This is a genomic window from Bradyrhizobium sp. AUGA SZCCT0283, from assembly GCF_018130385.1.
Taxonomy (GTDB): Bacteria; Pseudomonadota; Alphaproteobacteria; order Rhizobiales; family Xanthobacteraceae; genus Bradyrhizobium.
The window spans coordinates 1-14,928 of the sequence record NZ_JAFCLU010000024.1; the positions used below are offsets into that span (position 1 = coordinate 1).

Below are 14,928 nucleotides of genomic sequence, written 5' to 3' on the forward strand. Positions count from 1 at the left end.
CCAGCCAGCATGGTGAATCAGAAGCCCGCTGATTTGGGAATCCCAAATCGATTCAACCTAACCCCATCCCGCTTTAGTAGTTCGGTTTCGCTCGGTTCGGGTGGCTGTCGCCGCAGCGGCGCCGCAAATTCTGCCAATTCCCCGACGATAGATCATCCACAGAGCGCCGGGTGGCGTCGCCTGCCGGCTTTCACGGTCCGGCGTGCCTTTACGCCTACAATCGCGGGCGAAGCGTATGAGAAGTCCGACGCAGGTTGCGGCCGTGATGATCTGGGCGGCTCTCTCCGCCTGCATCTTCTCGTCCGGTTGCAATCTGGCGCTCGCCGGTCCGGTCGCGCGCTCGGCCAATGCTGCCGCGACAACCGCCCCCGTCGCACCGCCAGCCGCGGCCCAGCTACAGGCGCGCGTCTACCTGTTCCGCGGCGCGCTCGGTCCAATCTTTTCGCGCGGGATGGACCGCTTGACCAAGCGTCTCGAAGAAGCCGGCATCCGAGCTGACGTCTACGAATTCACCATTTGCCGGCTGATCGCCGATCAGGCCATCCGTGATTTCCGTGACAATCCCGCTCCGATCGCCCTGATCGGTCATTCGATGGGCGGACTTTGCGCCCTGACGTTCGCCGGGATACTGAAGTCCGAAAACATCCCGGTAAGCTTGGTGGTCACCATCGATCCGGCTCACGCAAGTCCGAAGGTGCCGCTGAACGTCGAGCGTTACATCAACATTTTCCTGTCCGACAGCGTATTGGGCGGCGGCGATGTGGTGGCAGAGCAGGGTTACCAGGGACACTACGCGAGCTTCGATTTAAAGGAGCACGAGGAAGTCACCCACATCAATATCGACAAGATGGATTCCGTCCACGAGCAATTGGTGACGGCCATTGCGCAACTTGCGACGACGCCCTTGCCGGCCAAGGGTGACGCGGTGCCGCTGCGCTACGTCGTTCCTTCCGACGCCCCGCTTGAGCTGTGGGACAGCGGCACGCAGCAACTCGCCCGTTCGGGCGACACCTTGCAGAGGCTTGCGGAACTCAACCGTGTGCCGCTGTGGTCACTTACCCAGGCCAATCAGTATTCGGACGGTGCTCCGCTGTCAGCTGGCCAGCGCGTCCTTGTTCCGCGCCATCTCGCTCCGCCTGTCGCGACATCAGCGGCGTCGCAACCGAAACGGTAGCTTGCCGGGTATGCTGCGGCGTTAGGTGGGCGGCAGGAACGGAATCAGCATCGGAACGCGACGGCAATACGATCCATAGGCATCCTCACCAAGCTCAGCCGTGAGGAAGCCCTCCTCTATGCGGGCCTTCAACCCCATCCCGAGCGAAATCAGCACTGCGCCCAGCATCGCGGTCACGGTTCCGACCGCGATACCCGTGACCAGCATCCCCGCGATAAGGCCCGTATAGATCGGGTGGCGCACAAGACCATAGGGGCCGGTGTCGATGACCTGATGGCCTTCCTTGTGCGTGATCGCGTTCGACCAGAAACGTCCGAGATGAATTCTCCCCCACCAAGTGAACGAGATCCCCGCAAGGACAAGACACGCCAGCACGTAGATGCCAAGGCTGCCAAACTGCCAGAGCGGCTTTTCCCCCAGGACCTTGCCGGTCAATGGCAAGAAGAGAATGGCGCCCACGAGAATGGGGAAGCGGTACCTGAGCGACTCCCAGGTCATCACCTGTTTCTTGGTTTGGCCGGACCAGAACGATGCGACGACCCAACTGATGACCCACAAAATCCAGATGATGGCGAGCAACTGGGTGGGCCAGGTCGTGGTCCAGCCACTCAAGGCGAAAGCCAACCATTGACCAAGATAGTTCAGCATATCGTGGACCGCATCAATCGATTGTATCAACCGCCAAACCGGCGCTCGACGTGAAACGGTCGAGGGCGCGTACTCGGCGTTGAGCCCCATTCAGGTTGATTGTGGCCGGCATCAAGCAGATGCGCAATGGTTTCACGCAACACAGGTTCGACGGGGCCTGGCGCATAGCCCAATTCGCGCTGCGCCTTTTCGATCGACAAGGCGCCCGCGCGCAATGCGATACGGACGCCTTCGGCCGTACCGGACGGAGGCCGGCGCGTCACGTGATCGGCGATGAACTCCAGCGCAGCAGTGACCATTTCGGCGACCTTGGCGTTCACTTGAATGCGCCGGACGCGACGGCCGCTGATGTCACCCATGAGTTCGAGAACCTGACTTAGCGGCATGCTTTCGCCGCCGAGAACGTAGCGATGTCCAGCCTGTCCGCGCTCCATGGCAAGGATGAGCCCTTCGGCGGCGTCGCGCACATCGACGAGGTTCACGACAAAATCAAGATGCAAGTGAAGGCGTCTGCCGAGAAAATACCGGAGCATCGCCGTCGGCGGCGTCACGTTCTGGTCGTAAGGTCCGACGGGCATGGTGGGACAGCCGATAATCACCGGATATCCGGATGCGGCCGCCTGCATCGCGAACCGATCGGCAAGCATTTTCGAGCGCGTATATGGGCCCGGCATGTCGTCCGGCAGCAACGCATCACCGGCGACAGGAACCATCGATGGTGAGGCACGGAACAAAATGGATTCCGTCGAGCAGTGCAGGAAGCGCTTGATGCCGCGCTGACGCGCCGTCTCGATCACGATCTCGGTGCCACCGAAATTGACCGCGTGAAAATCGGATTTCCGCGGCAACCACATGCCCGGCAGGCCTGCCAAGTGATAGACTTGGTCGACCCCGTCCATCGCTCGGCCCACCAGGTCCCGATCCAGCACTGATCCGCTGACATACTGAACGTGCGGCAAAATGCGAGGCGGGGGCTGAAGGTCAAGCACCCTCACCTGCCGGCCTTGCGCGATCAGCGCCGCGACAAGGTGCTTTCCGATGAACCCACTGCCGCCTGTGACCAGTACGCGTGTCATGCTACGGGTGCACTTCAAGCTGAACTATTCGAGATCAAGATGCAGCGACTTGCGGATGCCCTTGGATGATGGTGGCAAGATCGCGCCGAAAGCCAAGCGCGATAAACAGCTTCGCCATAACAAACATCGGTCCGAGCAACAGGTGGGTCGGATTGTCGACCAGCGCCGGTTGCCGCCCCTCGAACACGCGGTGCCCAATAATCTGTGATGCGACACCAACGACAATCAGGATTGCCGTAAGTGACCACATAGTGACGGTCGTCACATGACCAACGATCATGGCAGCGATCGAGAGCAACACGATTGCGGCCGCAAGGATTCCGGCTCCGAGCGCGAAGTCGAGCAGAAACCAGTAGATCAGCACCGGCACGACTGCGATGGTCGCCACGCTGGTTTGGAACCCGAATATGGTGATGGACCACAGGCTGAGCGGAAGAACAGCGGCCAGGAACAAGAAAACGATGCCGAAGACATGCATTGCGCAATTCCATGGGTCACGATGGTATTCAACATAATCCGCAAGCTGCCGCCGAAAATATGAACTCATTCGGTACTTATCCCCCTCGCTGTCGGCAGACGCCGCTAGACGGGTCAACCTAAACCCGGCACCAGCTTCGAAGCCCAACTCCAATCAGAGACATAACGGTAGTTAAACTTGGGAATCACCATCAAGTCAAAGCGCGGACGCGGCACGTTAGCCCATCGAGCGCGCGAAGGCACTGCCAACTTGACAAATCATGCAGCAATTCAAGCGATTAACATGGTACGCGGGTCTCGGGAACCGCCACACGTTGCGACAATTTTTCCCGCAGGTGTTGCCGTTCAAGCAGTCATGATCGTTTCGTGAGTACACACTTTACCCCGCTACGTGAGGCACCAGCGCAATCGCACCGACGAGAATGAGGCTGACGGCTCAAACTCCGCGATCAGGGAGAAGAGCGGGATGGAGCCATAAGACTCCGGCCCCACAGGCATGAACGTATTTGATCAGAAATTTTCCGGCCGTCAGCTAGGCAAAGAGCCAACTGGGTACAGGTTTCGTTTGCCAGTCGCTCCTTAGTTCGACGCTGTGCGCGCCTAAGCGGTCCACGGGAGGTATTGTGAGTTAGGTCCCTGCCCGAGGGCCGATAACGACAAGCTGCCGTTCGGAATCAAGAATGACCCTTGTTCCGTACTGCTGACATCTGCCATCCAGTGTCTGCTGGATCCATTCGATGTCCCGCGACGTTGGAATGGAGAGACGAAAGTTCTTGATCTGCAGGGGAATCAATTTGAGCGCATGGAGGCTTCCGCTGGTCGAATCCAGGTCAGCGAAATACATCAAGGCAAGGTCGTCGCGGTAGCGCTCGTAGCCACCGATGCCTTCATAGTCGTTCAGGAAATCACCGCAGCCATATAGAATGAGGCGGTCTCGATAAATTTCGATCGCTCGCGGATGATGCGAAGAATGCCCGTGAACGATCGACACGCCTGCCTTGTCGATGAGGGCCCGGGCCATAATTTTCTGCTCCTGGGGAATGTGATATCCCCAATTGGATCCCCAATGGATTGAAACGACGACGAGATCGCCCGGCCTGCTGAGCGCCATGACCTGGTCGGCGACCTCCGACGCACTCGCCTCGGAGAGGTCAGGAAGCAAGTTGACGCCTGGAGCGTCTGACGTCGCAGCCCATTCGAGCGGGATGCCGCTCGATGTCGATCCAAACGAAAAGATCAAGAGCCGCGCTTTGCCAAGGTTCAGCACCGCAGGTGCGCGCGCTTCATGATCGTTGCGTCCTGCGCCCGTCGCCTTGACGTTGAGTTTCTGCAGAGTGGTCAGCGTCTCCAGCAAGCCGGCGCTGCCCCAATCGAGCACGTGGTTGTTGGCCAATACACAGCAGCTGATCTCGGCCGCCGCGAGACATTCTGCATTCTCGGGGCTCATCCGGTAGTTGATGCCCTTGTTCATGCGGTTGTTGCTGCGGGTCACAGCCGTTTCGAGATTGATGATCCGCGCGTCCGGCTGCATGCGCTCCAACTGGCCCAGTGCGGCGCCCCAAACGTAGGACGACCCGTTGCGCCGCGGAATGCGCCCGTTCGCCTGCTCGGCGAGCAGCACGTACCCCTCCGCCGATCGCAGGTAGCGTTCGTAAATCTCGGGGCTGCAGGGGTGCGCCAACACCTGGTCGATGCCGCGGCCGCACATGACATCTCCGCATAGAAAGAGCCGCACCAATTTCCGATGCCCAGCCGGCGAGTGTCTTTCCTCGAGCATGAAATACCGCTCAGGTTTTTGCGTCAGATGCAGGATCCATGAACGCCGTCATTACCTCGGCTAGCATCCGCTCCTGCTCTCCCGCATAGCGCGGAGAGAAGTGAAACGGCTCGACACGGCGCACATTGGCTTCCCGCGCAATTTCTCCGGCAGCCGTCGTTGTAAGATGGGCCCGGTCCCTCGCCAATGCGGCATCCGTCCCCACGAATGCCGCTTCAATGAAGAGGATGTCCGCATTCCGAACGAGCGCTACGATGGCGGCGCGGTTGGCCGGCGTGTCGGCAACATCGGTAACATAGGCAATTTTCTGGCCCGCAGTGACCGTAAGGAGGTCACGCAGGCTGCCAAGCCGCTCGAGGCGACCGTCCGAAGCTACCGTCCCATCGATCCGTATCAAATGATCGTCCGAACGGCTTTCCACAACCGCCTGCTTGAGCCACTGCAACCACGGACCGACCGGAAGCCCGCGCTCGGCTAGTCGATTCTTCCAGATGTTGACATGGGCCGCTTCCTGCAGGGCAAAACCGAGGCAGGGCGTGCCATGATCGAGGATGGCGGCTGAGACGCGGCAGGTCCGCTCGTCACATAGGACGCCGTCAAGAATTGCCTTCGATACCGGCGGTTCAGCGGCAAAAGCCCTCTTCAACCGGAATTGCCTGGTCGAGATGGAGTTCGGCGTCTCAAGTTCGCTGACAACAAAGACAAGATCGGCGCCGTAGCTCTCGACAAGATTCCAACGATAGGCCTGAAGCTTGTGAAAGACGCGCTCGGTAAAGCCGGCCGGGCCGTAAAGATGTACAGTTTTCTCCTGTCCTACGAGCAAACGGAGCATATGATCGAAGCCAACGAAATGATCGATATGCGCATGCGAGACGAAGATCTGATCGACGCGTCGTATCTTCCGCGGTGACAGTGAAGCGATTTCCCCGAGATCGAACAGCACACTGTGCGTTTTAAACAGTGTCTCCACATAGACCGTCGGGTCGCCGTAGCGACCGTTGACAAGACTCGGATGGAAGATCGGTCGCATCACAAACTATTCTGCAGCAGGTTTTTCGTGCAGCTTGTGCATCACTGTACCTTCACTGCCCAAGGAACCCTCCTTGTATGCCAGGTTGATTTTGGTCAATGCTCCGTGAACTTCCAGATTTAAGCAGACTTTCGGACTCCGCATCGGTCAAGATCGAACTACGGCGCTGCAATCTGACCACGCTCGTTCGGCTACACGACGAGGTACGGCAATCGATGCTCGCTCGCTGGACGAGGCGGATCTCGAAGGGCAGATCGCCACCTAGGCGGCTCAGCAATTGCAGGTCAAAGGCGGCATCCTGATCGGGATCTGAGACGAGCAGGAACTCGCCGCGATCCGCCCGCGAATCGCGTCGCAATCGGCGTCATGAACATTCATGCAATGATGGTGAACGCGCATTCAAGAAAGTTTCCCGGTGTTCCCTGCAACAGACCGCGGCGACATTCGTTTTCCCTCAGGCAACAACGAGTGGAGAGGAACAATGAGAAAGCTCTCTTACGTGCTGGCCGCTTTGGCGATCGTCGCCATCGGTGCGCCCACGGCAGCAAGCGCAGGCGGTTTTGGTGTCTATGTAGGCGGCGATCGTGACTATTATGGCGACCGCTACTACGGCGACCGCTACTACGGTGGTCCCCGCTTCGGGTTCTATCAACACGATCGCGGCCTGCATCGCGGATGGTACCACCGCAACTACTATGGCGACCGAGGGGTCGTCATCCGGCGTCACTACTGGGACGACTAGTGAGGACGCTGGCGTAGTGAAAATGGCCCCTTCAAGGGGCCATTTTTTCGTCGGGTGCGGACGGAGTGCCCACCTCTTAGTTCGTGATCTTGTACCCCGTCGCCTTGACGATCGGCCGCCAGAACGCGGTGTTGGCGGCGAGTTCCTGCGTGAGACCTTCCGGGGTCGAGCCGACCGGGATCAGGCCGATCGCGAGCAGCTTCTCCTTGACCTCGGGCTTGGCAAGCGCGGTGGCGGCGGCCTCGCTCAGCTTTTTCGCGAAATCGGATGAAGCGCCTGCCGGCAGCCACATCCCGTACCAGGCATCCGCCACCAGATCGACGCCGCTCTCCTTCAGCGTCGGGGCGTCGGGCAGGAACGGCGAACGCGCCGCGCTGCCGACCGCGAGAATCCGGATATTGCCCGCGCGATGCTGCGGAATGGCATCGGTCAGCGTGGAAATCGCGAACGGCATATGGCCGCCGACAAGATCGTTGATGATCGGCGCGCTGCCGCGATAGGCGACGCGCGTCAGCTTGATGCCCAGCGCCTCCTCAAGCCGCGATCCGCTAAAATGCGGAATGGTGCCGTTGCTGGGTACGCCGAACGTGGCCTGGTCCGGATTGGCTTTCAGCCAGGCGACGAATTGCTTGAAGTCCTTGACCTCGGCCGGGACGGCCGTGCCGACGAAGACACAGAACTCGAACCGCACGAGCTGGCTGACCGGAACGAAATCCTTCGCCGCGTCAAAACTCGGTGTCGTCTCGACCATCGGCAGCAGATACATCGTCGGCCCCGTGGTGACGAGGATGGTGGTGCCGTCGGCATTGGCCCCCTTCACCGCCTTGATGCCGATCAGGCCGTCACCGCCGGTGCGGTTTTCGACGATGATGTTGCGATCGAGCAATGGGGCGAGGTGCTGCGCCAGCAACCGGCACAGCGCGTCGCCGCCACCGCCGGCCGCAAAGGGAAAGATGATTTTGGTCAGCGGGCCCGATTGCGCCAGCGCTGGGCCTGTCCATGCGGCCAATGAACATGCGGCGCTTCCGGCCAGAAAATCTCGGCGTTTCATCCTGTTCCTCCGAACACTTTTTTCGTTGTTGATCGGCCCGCAGCGCTGAGACGCCCCCGCGTCAGGCCAGCATTGTTTCGACTACGGTCATAATTCCGATTGCGACGGTGGCAAGACCCACCGCCCCCTGCAGCCCGCGATTGGCCCAGGTGAGCGAGCGGGCCGATACCGCAAGCGGCACCGCGATCAGGGTCGACAGCGCGCCCATGCCGATCATCGAGCCGACGCCGAACAGTGCGACGTAAACGAGGCCGACCGCGGGACTGGACGCCTGCGAAACCGTCAGCACCAGCAGCGCGGCTGAACCCGCCATGCCGTGCATCAGCCCGACCAGCAGGGTACGCCAGCGGAAGCCATGTTGGTGGGCATGGGCCGCACGGGCATGCGGGCTGGTTTCGCCGGCATGGCTGTGGGCATGGAAATGCACCGTGCCGTCGCCATGGCCGTGCTGGTGGAAATGCACGCGGTCGCGCCACAGCCGCCACAGCACATGGGCGCCGAGACCGACCAGCATGAGGCCGACGGCGGTCTCGATCGGGCGGGCAAAACCTTCCGGAATCGCGCGGCCGAGCAGGATGGCGGCGCCGGCAAAGACGAATAGCGTCAGCGTATGGCCGAGCCCCCAGGTCAGCCCGTGCTTGACGATATCGGCCACATGGCTGCGGCGCGCGGCGATGCTGGAGACGGCGGCGATATGATCGGCCTCGAGCGCATGCTGCATGCCCAGCAAAAACCCCAGCCCAAGAATTCCGAACATGCGCCCCCTGCTCATTGTATCAGTCGAAGTCCAAGATGAACTTCTGATTTTGGATTTGACGCGCTTTCTATCGCAGATAAGTCTACGCAATCTGCGCAAACTTGATTGCTGTGCGAACCGGTGCCCACCCCGGATCAAGTCCGGGGCAGGCTTTCGCCTGAAAACGCTATGAAATACCAGTTGCAAGCCTTTGTCAGGTCAAGACTTCATCGAACAGGCTTTTCGTCGACGCCCAGGAGCGGCGGTCGACGTCGCGCGCCTGAATCAAATTTTCCGATCCTTCAAATGCGAGGGAGCTGGGACTTCACACCCGTTTGCAGGCCGCACAACCGAAATCGCAGAGCCGCGCGCGCCCTCCCGTTGATCGGCATCACGCCGGTTTGACTCAACCGGAATGCGAACACCGGAACCATCGGCTGAAGAGGCGCTTACCTCGCACCACCAGCAACGGAGTGCCCCCATGACAAAATCCGGAATTCTTGGCGCCGCCGCGATCCTTGCGTCCGCGCTCGCCGGCCCCGCAATGGCGCAGGAAGTCATCTCCGAACCCGGGTACTGCGCGCAATTCTATCCAAACGCCAATTGCCAGAACCGCGGACCGGGAAGTCCCGATTATGGCGGCAGCTACCAGCGACAGGCCTATCGCGATCAGGCCTATCGGGATCGCACCTGGCGGGGCAGCTATAACCGCTACGGTGACAACAGCGGCTTCCGGCCCGGCGATGTCGCGGCCGGCGTCGGCGGCGCGGTCGGCTCGGCGGCTGCCATCGCCACCTCCCCGATTGGCGGCGCCGAATATGCCCGACGTAACGGCTTTGTCTGTGTCCCCGGCACCTGGTTCCGCGGCGAGGACGGGCGGAGGCATCCCTGCCAGTAGGACGGAAGCGAATCGCGTTCGGAAAAGGCGGCTGGAAAGGCCGCCTTTTCCATGCGGCAGCGATGAAAGCGGTTCTGGGGGTTCTGGCCCTTTGCGACCAAGTCTGATATTCGAGCCGCCGAAGATCGGACCAAGGGGCGGGATATTTCACCCCCCGCCGATCGCTTCAATTCGCCGGTTTAGCTCAGCGGTAGAGCAGCGGTTTTGTAAACCGAAGGTCGGGAGTTCAATCCTCTCAACCGGCACCATGATCTCGGCCTCGAGACAGCAAGTACAAGCTGGTTTCGGTATCGCCCTCCGAACTTTGCTCACTGGAACCAGCTCTCCTCTCCCGCGTTTTCCCGGCATGAGAATTCGCGAAGAAAACTGCAACATGGTCCTGCTCGCCGTCGTCACCTTGTTCACGGTGGCGATCGCGGGTGGCGGCAGTTTGGTGGGGCCGACTGAAAAGAAGGCAACCTATCTCGCCGATCGGTCCACGGCTCGCGCGCAGCAGGCCCCCTCATCCGACAAGCAAATCGTCTACGTCAGCGATCAGCCGCCGGTCCGCGTGGTCGGTGCGCCGTTCGTTCCCAACACCAATCCGCGCGAACGCTGATGTTCATCAGGCCGCTTTCCCCTTAAATTGCTGGACAGCGCGCCGGCGTGACGTGCCGCGGATTCGAGGTTCACGTCAGACGCCGGATCCCGGCTCATCATCGAGGGACAAGCACAGTTGAGGACGCGGAGCCCGGCGCGCCATGTGCACGTTGCCGGTCACGAACTGTCACCGTTTTGTCACCTCGCGCACAAAAGCATGGCAGTTATCCCCGGTTACCTCCCCACTCGCTTGATTCCACAAAAGACGTTTGATGGAGTGACTTGGGCCGAGGTGTTTCATGAAATGGATGAGGGAACGCGATCTCCTGATCGCGCAAACGATGGCGTTCGTCCAATCGGTGACCGGCAAGACGCCGGAGGCCGAGAAGACGGTCACGACGTCGGTTGCCCTGCTCTCCGTCGAGACATCCGAAACCATCCGCGCGGCCGCGGCCCTTCCCGACATTGAGGCTCTGCTGGCGGAGACGCCGCCCGCTGCCCAGGCGCCAAGAGAAGTATCAAGAGAAGAAATGCCACGGGAGGTATCGAGGCCGGCGCCTGTTGCGCGTCTTGACCTGCGGGAGGATTTCCAGTCCGAGATCAGGGCGCGGGTCGCCAGTTTCCGCGCCCATCAGGAGCGGTTCAACCGCGAGCGCGAGGCCTATTGCAGCGCGACGATGGCGAAGGTCCACGCGGCTCTCAGGGAAACCGAGCAGCCGACGCGGCCGGGGAAGTAGACCCTGGACAGAGACCGCGTTTCCCCGGCTCCCGCACGATGTTCAGAGCCAGATATTCAAAGCCAGGCGTAGACCAGCGCCATGTTGGCCGCGCAGGCGACCAGCAGGCAGACGCTTAGCGTGAGTTGGACACGCTCGCAGGAGGTCTGGAGGCTCGTTCTCATGGCCGGAAACATCCGGCGATTCTGGCGGTCGAGTCTCGGGGATTATTTTTCCCGGGATTTACGACTCGTTAAAGACTCAGAGACTCCACGAAAACGGGCCGAAACGAGCCAATTTGCTCCCGAAACAACCAGTGGAATGACGTCATGGCAGCCAAGCCTGAAACCCGGGCGCCGCTTTCGCGTTGACCGTTTTTACCGGAGCCGACAATGCCCTACGCGCTGTTCTCAAACGATGCCAAGCTGAGCAAGGCCTATCCCACCGCGGCCGACGTCTGGAAGATTGCCCAGAAGAGCGGCCTCGTGGTCGATGTCGTCTCCGAGGGCGACAAAGAGGCGCCGCGTCCCGTGCTGGATCATGACTACGAAATCAAGCCGTGCCAGCTCGAGCCGCATGAAGACCCCGCCCGAAACAAGGCCGAGGCCGAGCGCGAAGCGCAGACGGAATTGCTGTTGGCGTCGTAAGGGCGACGGCGGCCGGGTGGGCAAACAACGGCTCTCGGCATATGGGTCCCGTTCGCCGGGACGACATCCGACGCGGTAAATCGGTTTTACGGCGTCGCCGAAACCAGCGATGCCTGTTCCGCAGCCAGAGTGACACAGGCCTTGCGCCGTTGCAGTCCCCTGATCGCGCCGGTTACCTTGCGCACCTTGCCGACTCCGCACGAGGGGTCCTGCACGAAGGCGACTTCATAGGGAGCAAGCATAAGCGGTTCGGATTTCAGGACAGTTTGGGCAAGGCACGGAAACGCCGCTGCGGAAAAGATCAGCCCTAACGCAAAAGCACGCATGTTTTGATGTCCAACCCAGCCGGCTGACATCCATAATAGCGCATCATGACGAAAAGTTGCGTGCAGCGCGAAAAATTTTTTTGACGCACTCAAAATGCGCGCAGCAAGGCACACGGGACGCAAACTGCTCCGGCATCCGGACAAAAAAAGGCCGGCGTGACGCCGGCCTTTTTCGTGCGATACGAAGCGACGTATCATCATCTGGAGGCGGCAGGCCCACCCCAACCAAACCGGTAGTTCACGCCGACCTTGGCGGTGTGTTCGTCGTTGCGGAAGCTGCGGCCGGCGATATCGGCAGAGCCCGTCGTGAAGGTGGTGTTGCCGAAATTGTAATACTGGTACTCGGCCTTGGCCGACCAGTTCGGGGCGAACATGTATTCGAGGCCGCCGCCGACAGTGTAGCCGTCCTTGTGGCTGCCGTTGGTGGTGAAGGCCGCCGGCACGCCGGCCACCGACACCCCGAGATTGTTGCCGTCGCGCCAGGCGTAACCGCCCTTGGCGTAGAGCAGCGCCGGACCCCAAGTGTAGCCGAGCCGGCCGGTCACCGAGCCGAGCTGGTCGGTGTTTGATGTCACGAGGGTGCCGCCCGGAAACAGCACCCCATTATTATTGCCGCCGGACAGCCAGCTATACTGGGCTTCGGCACCCATTACCCAGTTCGGCGCGAACTGATAGTCGAAGCCGCCCTGCACGCCGCCAAGGAAGCGCGCGTCGCTGCCCTGCAGGGAATTGTCACCCGCAAAGGCGCCGCCGACATGGCCGCCGACATAGAACCCGGTCCAGTTATAGACGACCTGAGGCGCGGTATAGGTAGGCGCCTTGGTATAAGGCCGCGGCGGCATGTCGGCCGCGAAAGCTGGAGCCGCCATGGCGGCCAGCGCGGCAGCGCCGAGCAGAATCTTCCTCATCATCTATCCCCGTTACGAACGTTGCAGATACCAATCCAAACAACGTGACTTCATTTAGGTTGCTTTGCGGCAAGTGCCCGCGACCCGATGGCGCGCCACTGTGACGGCCCAGCAACAAGACGTTTTAGTTCCCTCGCACGTAGGGCTTTTTTCCCCGTTAAGGAGATGGTCTCCCATTTAGTTGATGTCCGGGATGACTAAGGCAAGGTTCAACCCTCGCCGAAAAGTGATCCTAATTCGTTCACGGTTCCGTCCCGGGAACACCGCAATGCGGCCCGCCGGCAGGCCGCCGGCGGGGGCTAAGCTCGCTTCAAGAGCGAGCCACTTCGATGACAGCGTCGGCAAAGGCCTGCGGCGCCTCCTGCGGCAGGTTATGTCCGATGCCGCCGGTGATGAGACGGTGGGCATATTTGCCGGAAAACTTGCTGGCGTAGACCTTCGGGTCCGGATGCGGCGCGCCGTTGGCGTCGCCTTCAAGGGTGATGGCGGGCACGGCGATGGCGGGGAATTCGGCCAGCCGCTTTTCCAGTTCGTCGTATTTCCCCTCACCCGGGGCGAGACCAAGCCGCCAGCGATAGTTGTGGATCACGATGGCGACATGGTCGGGGTTGTCGAAGGACGCCGCGCTGCGTTCGAAGGTGGCGTCATCGAAATTCCACTTCGGCGAGGCGAGTTGCCAGATCAGTTTTGAAAATTCGCGCCGGTATTTTTCGTAGCCGAGCCGGCCGCGTTCGGTCGCGAAGTAATACTGGTACCACCATTGCAGTTCGGCCGATGGCGGGAGCGGCTTCCTGTTGGCCTCCTGGCTGCCGATCAGGTAGCCGCTGACCGAGACCAGCGCCTTGACGCGCTGCGGCCAGACCGCCGCGACGATGTCGGCGGTCCGCGCGCCCCAGTCGAAACCGGCGACCACCGCCTTGTCGATCTTCAGCGCATCCATCAGGGCGATGACGTCGGTGGCGAGCGCGCCCTGCTGGCCGTTGCGCGGCGTGTCGGCTGAGAGGAAGTGCGTCGTGCCATAGCCGCGCAGCCAGGGCGCGATCACCCGAAAACCTGCCGACGCCAGCACCGGGAAGACATCGACGAACGCGTAGATATCGTAGGGCCAGCCGTGCAGGAGGATGACGACGGGGCCATCGGCGGGCCCGGCTTCGGCATAACCGACATTGAGGACGCCGGCCTCGATCTGTTTCAGCGCGGCAAACGAGGTGTGGGCGTCCGGCCTGACCGCGCCCGCGCCGGGCTTGGCGTCGCCGGACTGCGCCAAGAGTGAGCCGCTCATGGCGAGCGGTGCCGCCGCAAGCGCCACGGCGGCGGTGCCGAGAAAGCGGCGGCGGTCAGGGGTGGTGGGCTGGGTCATGGATCCTACTCCGGATTTATATCTGACACGATTAGATCGTACGCGATATAATTAACGCACCAGCCCCGTGTCAACCCTTCCGATTTAATCGTATGCGATCTAGATGGAGTCGAGACATCACAGTCTCGTGTGAAGGCCTCAAGCCAACGCACGCGCGAAATTAGCGCGTCAGTTTCTCCAGTTCCGCGAATGGCGCGTACGCTACACCCGCACAGGGCTCGACGGCGTTTTCGATGATGCGGTCAAGGCGGCCGTCGACGAAGAGGATGGCGCGTTCCCGCGGCTCGCGGTAGCCGCCGTCGGGCTCGCGCGCGCTGAACCGGAGACAGGCGACATAGCGCAGCCGCCCGCCGACGACGCGCTCGACCGGATCGGCCATGACGGCGTCGCGCACGCCGACCGGATTGTTGAGATAGGTCTTCAGAAACGCCAGCACTTCGGTGCGGTAATTCTTGGGAAATGGCTGGCTGGTGACGCCGCGGTCGTCGGTAAAGGTGATCGGCTTGCCGTCATCGCTGGCGGCACAGGCCGATAGCATGATCGGCAAAAACATCATCGCCGCGAATTTGGCCGAACGTCTCAAGCGAACTCTTCCCCTGCCCTTCGCCGTTTCTTAGACCGCTTGGCTCAAGAATGGAATTCGCAACTCGGTTATCTCTTCACTTTCGCTCTCGAAAAGTTGAGCGCGCACCAGCCCACGGCCATTAGCGAAGCAAATGGCGCGTGGGCTGGTCTGACATTCGCAAAGCGCGCGGTGGGCAATGGGGGCGAAACGCGCGCCGG

General features: G+C 61.1%; 17 protein-coding genes and 1 tRNA gene. 7 read left to right on the plus strand and 11 right to left on the minus strand.

From position 1 onward, the window contains the following. Positions 1-265 precede the first annotated feature (265 nt). On the plus strand, positions 266-1,174 hold the full coding sequence (locus tag JQ624_RS27340; RefSeq protein WP_212422110.1) for a LysM peptidoglycan-binding domain-containing protein: 909 nt from the start codon (positions 266-268) through the stop codon (positions 1,172-1,174). Positions 1,175-1,195: 21 nt separating this feature from the next. On the opposite strand, the gene JQ624_RS27345 is transcribed toward JQ624_RS27340, so the two are convergent. The 5 genes from JQ624_RS27345 to JQ624_RS27365 all read right to left on the minus strand — a co-directional run bounded on the left by JQ624_RS27345 (position 1,196) and on the right by JQ624_RS27365 (position 6,182). Then, complete coding sequence (locus JQ624_RS27345; RefSeq protein WP_212422015.1) at positions 1,196-1,822, minus strand: isoprenylcysteine carboxylmethyltransferase family protein; 627 nt, start codon at positions 1,820-1,822, stop codon at positions 1,196-1,198. Positions 1,823-1,848: 26 nt separating this feature from the next. Beyond that, the gene (locus JQ624_RS27350) at positions 1,849-2,898 is read right to left on the minus strand and encodes an NAD-dependent epimerase/dehydratase family protein (protein ID WP_212422016.1); all 1,050 of its coding nucleotides are present in this window, start codon (positions 2,896-2,898) and stop codon (positions 1,849-1,851) included. A 34-nt stretch (positions 2,899-2,932) separates the two neighbouring features. Next, a complete protein-coding gene (locus tag JQ624_RS27355; protein WP_212422017.1) occupies positions 2,933-3,445 on the minus strand; it encodes a DUF962 domain-containing protein in 513 nt (170 codons plus the stop codon). Between the two features lie 558 nt (positions 3,446-4,003). Beyond that, positions 4,004-5,152 carry a CapA family protein gene (locus tag JQ624_RS27360; RefSeq protein ID WP_212422018.1) on the minus strand — a complete coding sequence of 383 codons (1,149 nt, stop codon included), beginning with the start codon at positions 5,150-5,152 and terminating at the stop codon, positions 4,004-4,006. A gap of 10 nt (positions 5,153-5,162) precedes the next feature. Next, positions 5,163-6,182 (minus strand): MBL fold metallo-hydrolase, encoded by a 1,020-nt coding sequence (locus tag JQ624_RS27365; protein ID WP_212422019.1) that lies wholly within the window; start codon positions 6,180-6,182, stop codon positions 5,163-5,165. A gap of 481 nt (positions 6,183-6,663) precedes the next feature. On the opposite strand from JQ624_RS27365, the gene JQ624_RS27370 reads away from it, so the two are divergent. Next, positions 6,664-6,924, plus strand: a complete 261-nt coding sequence (locus JQ624_RS27370) for a hypothetical protein (RefSeq protein WP_212422020.1) — start codon at positions 6,664-6,666, stop codon at positions 6,922-6,924. Between the two features lie 76 nt (positions 6,925-7,000). Here JQ624_RS27370 and JQ624_RS27375 read toward each other — a convergent pair whose 3' ends face one another. After that, the gene (locus tag JQ624_RS27375; protein ID WP_212422021.1) at positions 7,001-7,975 is read right to left on the minus strand and encodes a Bug family tripartite tricarboxylate transporter substrate binding protein; all 975 of its coding nucleotides are present in this window, start codon (positions 7,973-7,975) and stop codon (positions 7,001-7,003) included. A 61-nt stretch (positions 7,976-8,036) separates the two neighbouring features. After that, positions 8,037-8,732 (minus strand): urease accessory protein, encoded by a 696-nt coding sequence (locus JQ624_RS27380; RefSeq protein WP_212422022.1) that lies wholly within the window; start codon positions 8,730-8,732, stop codon positions 8,037-8,039. A 460-nt stretch (positions 8,733-9,192) separates the two neighbouring features. On the opposite strand from JQ624_RS27380, the gene JQ624_RS27385 reads away from it, so the two are divergent. The 5 genes from JQ624_RS27385 (at position 9,193) to JQ624_RS27410 (ending at position 11,551) form a co-directional block, all read left to right on the plus strand. Further along, the gene (locus tag JQ624_RS27385; RefSeq protein ID WP_212422023.1) at positions 9,193-9,609 is read left to right on the plus strand and encodes a hypothetical protein; all 417 of its coding nucleotides are present in this window, start codon (positions 9,193-9,195) and stop codon (positions 9,607-9,609) included. A gap of 173 nt (positions 9,610-9,782) precedes the next feature. Then, positions 9,783-9,857: transfer RNA gene (locus JQ624_RS27390), tRNA-Thr, on the plus strand. Positions 9,858-9,982: 125 nt separating this feature from the next. Further along, complete coding sequence (locus JQ624_RS27395; protein ID WP_249130119.1) at positions 9,983-10,207, plus strand: hypothetical protein; 225 nt, start codon at positions 9,983-9,985, stop codon at positions 10,205-10,207. Positions 10,208-10,487: 280 nt separating this feature from the next. Next, positions 10,488-10,925, plus strand: coding sequence for a hypothetical protein (locus JQ624_RS27400; RefSeq protein WP_212422025.1), 438 nt, complete (start codon positions 10,488-10,490; stop codon positions 10,923-10,925). A gap of 371 nt (positions 10,926-11,296) precedes the next feature. Continuing rightward, positions 11,297-11,551 carry a hypothetical protein gene (locus JQ624_RS27410; RefSeq protein WP_212422026.1) on the plus strand — a complete coding sequence of 85 codons (255 nt, stop codon included), beginning with the start codon at positions 11,297-11,299 and terminating at the stop codon, positions 11,549-11,551. An 86-nt stretch (positions 11,552-11,637) separates the two neighbouring features. On the opposite strand, the gene JQ624_RS27415 is transcribed toward JQ624_RS27410, so the two are convergent. The 4 genes from JQ624_RS27415 to JQ624_RS27430 all read right to left on the minus strand — a co-directional run bounded on the left by JQ624_RS27415 (position 11,638) and on the right by JQ624_RS27430 (position 14,698). Further along, positions 11,638-11,877 carry a hypothetical protein gene (locus tag JQ624_RS27415; protein ID WP_212422111.1) on the minus strand — a complete coding sequence of 80 codons (240 nt, stop codon included), beginning with the start codon at positions 11,875-11,877 and terminating at the stop codon, positions 11,638-11,640. 197 nt (positions 11,878-12,074) lie between these two features. Next, the gene (locus JQ624_RS27420) at positions 12,075-12,785 is read right to left on the minus strand and encodes an outer membrane protein (protein WP_212422027.1); all 711 of its coding nucleotides are present in this window, start codon (positions 12,783-12,785) and stop codon (positions 12,075-12,077) included. Positions 12,786-13,095: 310 nt separating this feature from the next. After that, positions 13,096-14,145, minus strand: coding sequence for an alpha/beta fold hydrolase (locus JQ624_RS27425; RefSeq protein ID WP_212422028.1), 1,050 nt, complete (start codon positions 14,143-14,145; stop codon positions 13,096-13,098). Between the two features lie 160 nt (positions 14,146-14,305). After that, positions 14,306-14,698 (minus strand): hypothetical protein, encoded by a 393-nt coding sequence (locus tag JQ624_RS27430; protein WP_212422112.1) that lies wholly within the window; start codon positions 14,696-14,698, stop codon positions 14,306-14,308. Between the last annotated feature and the right edge of the window lie 230 nt (positions 14,699-14,928).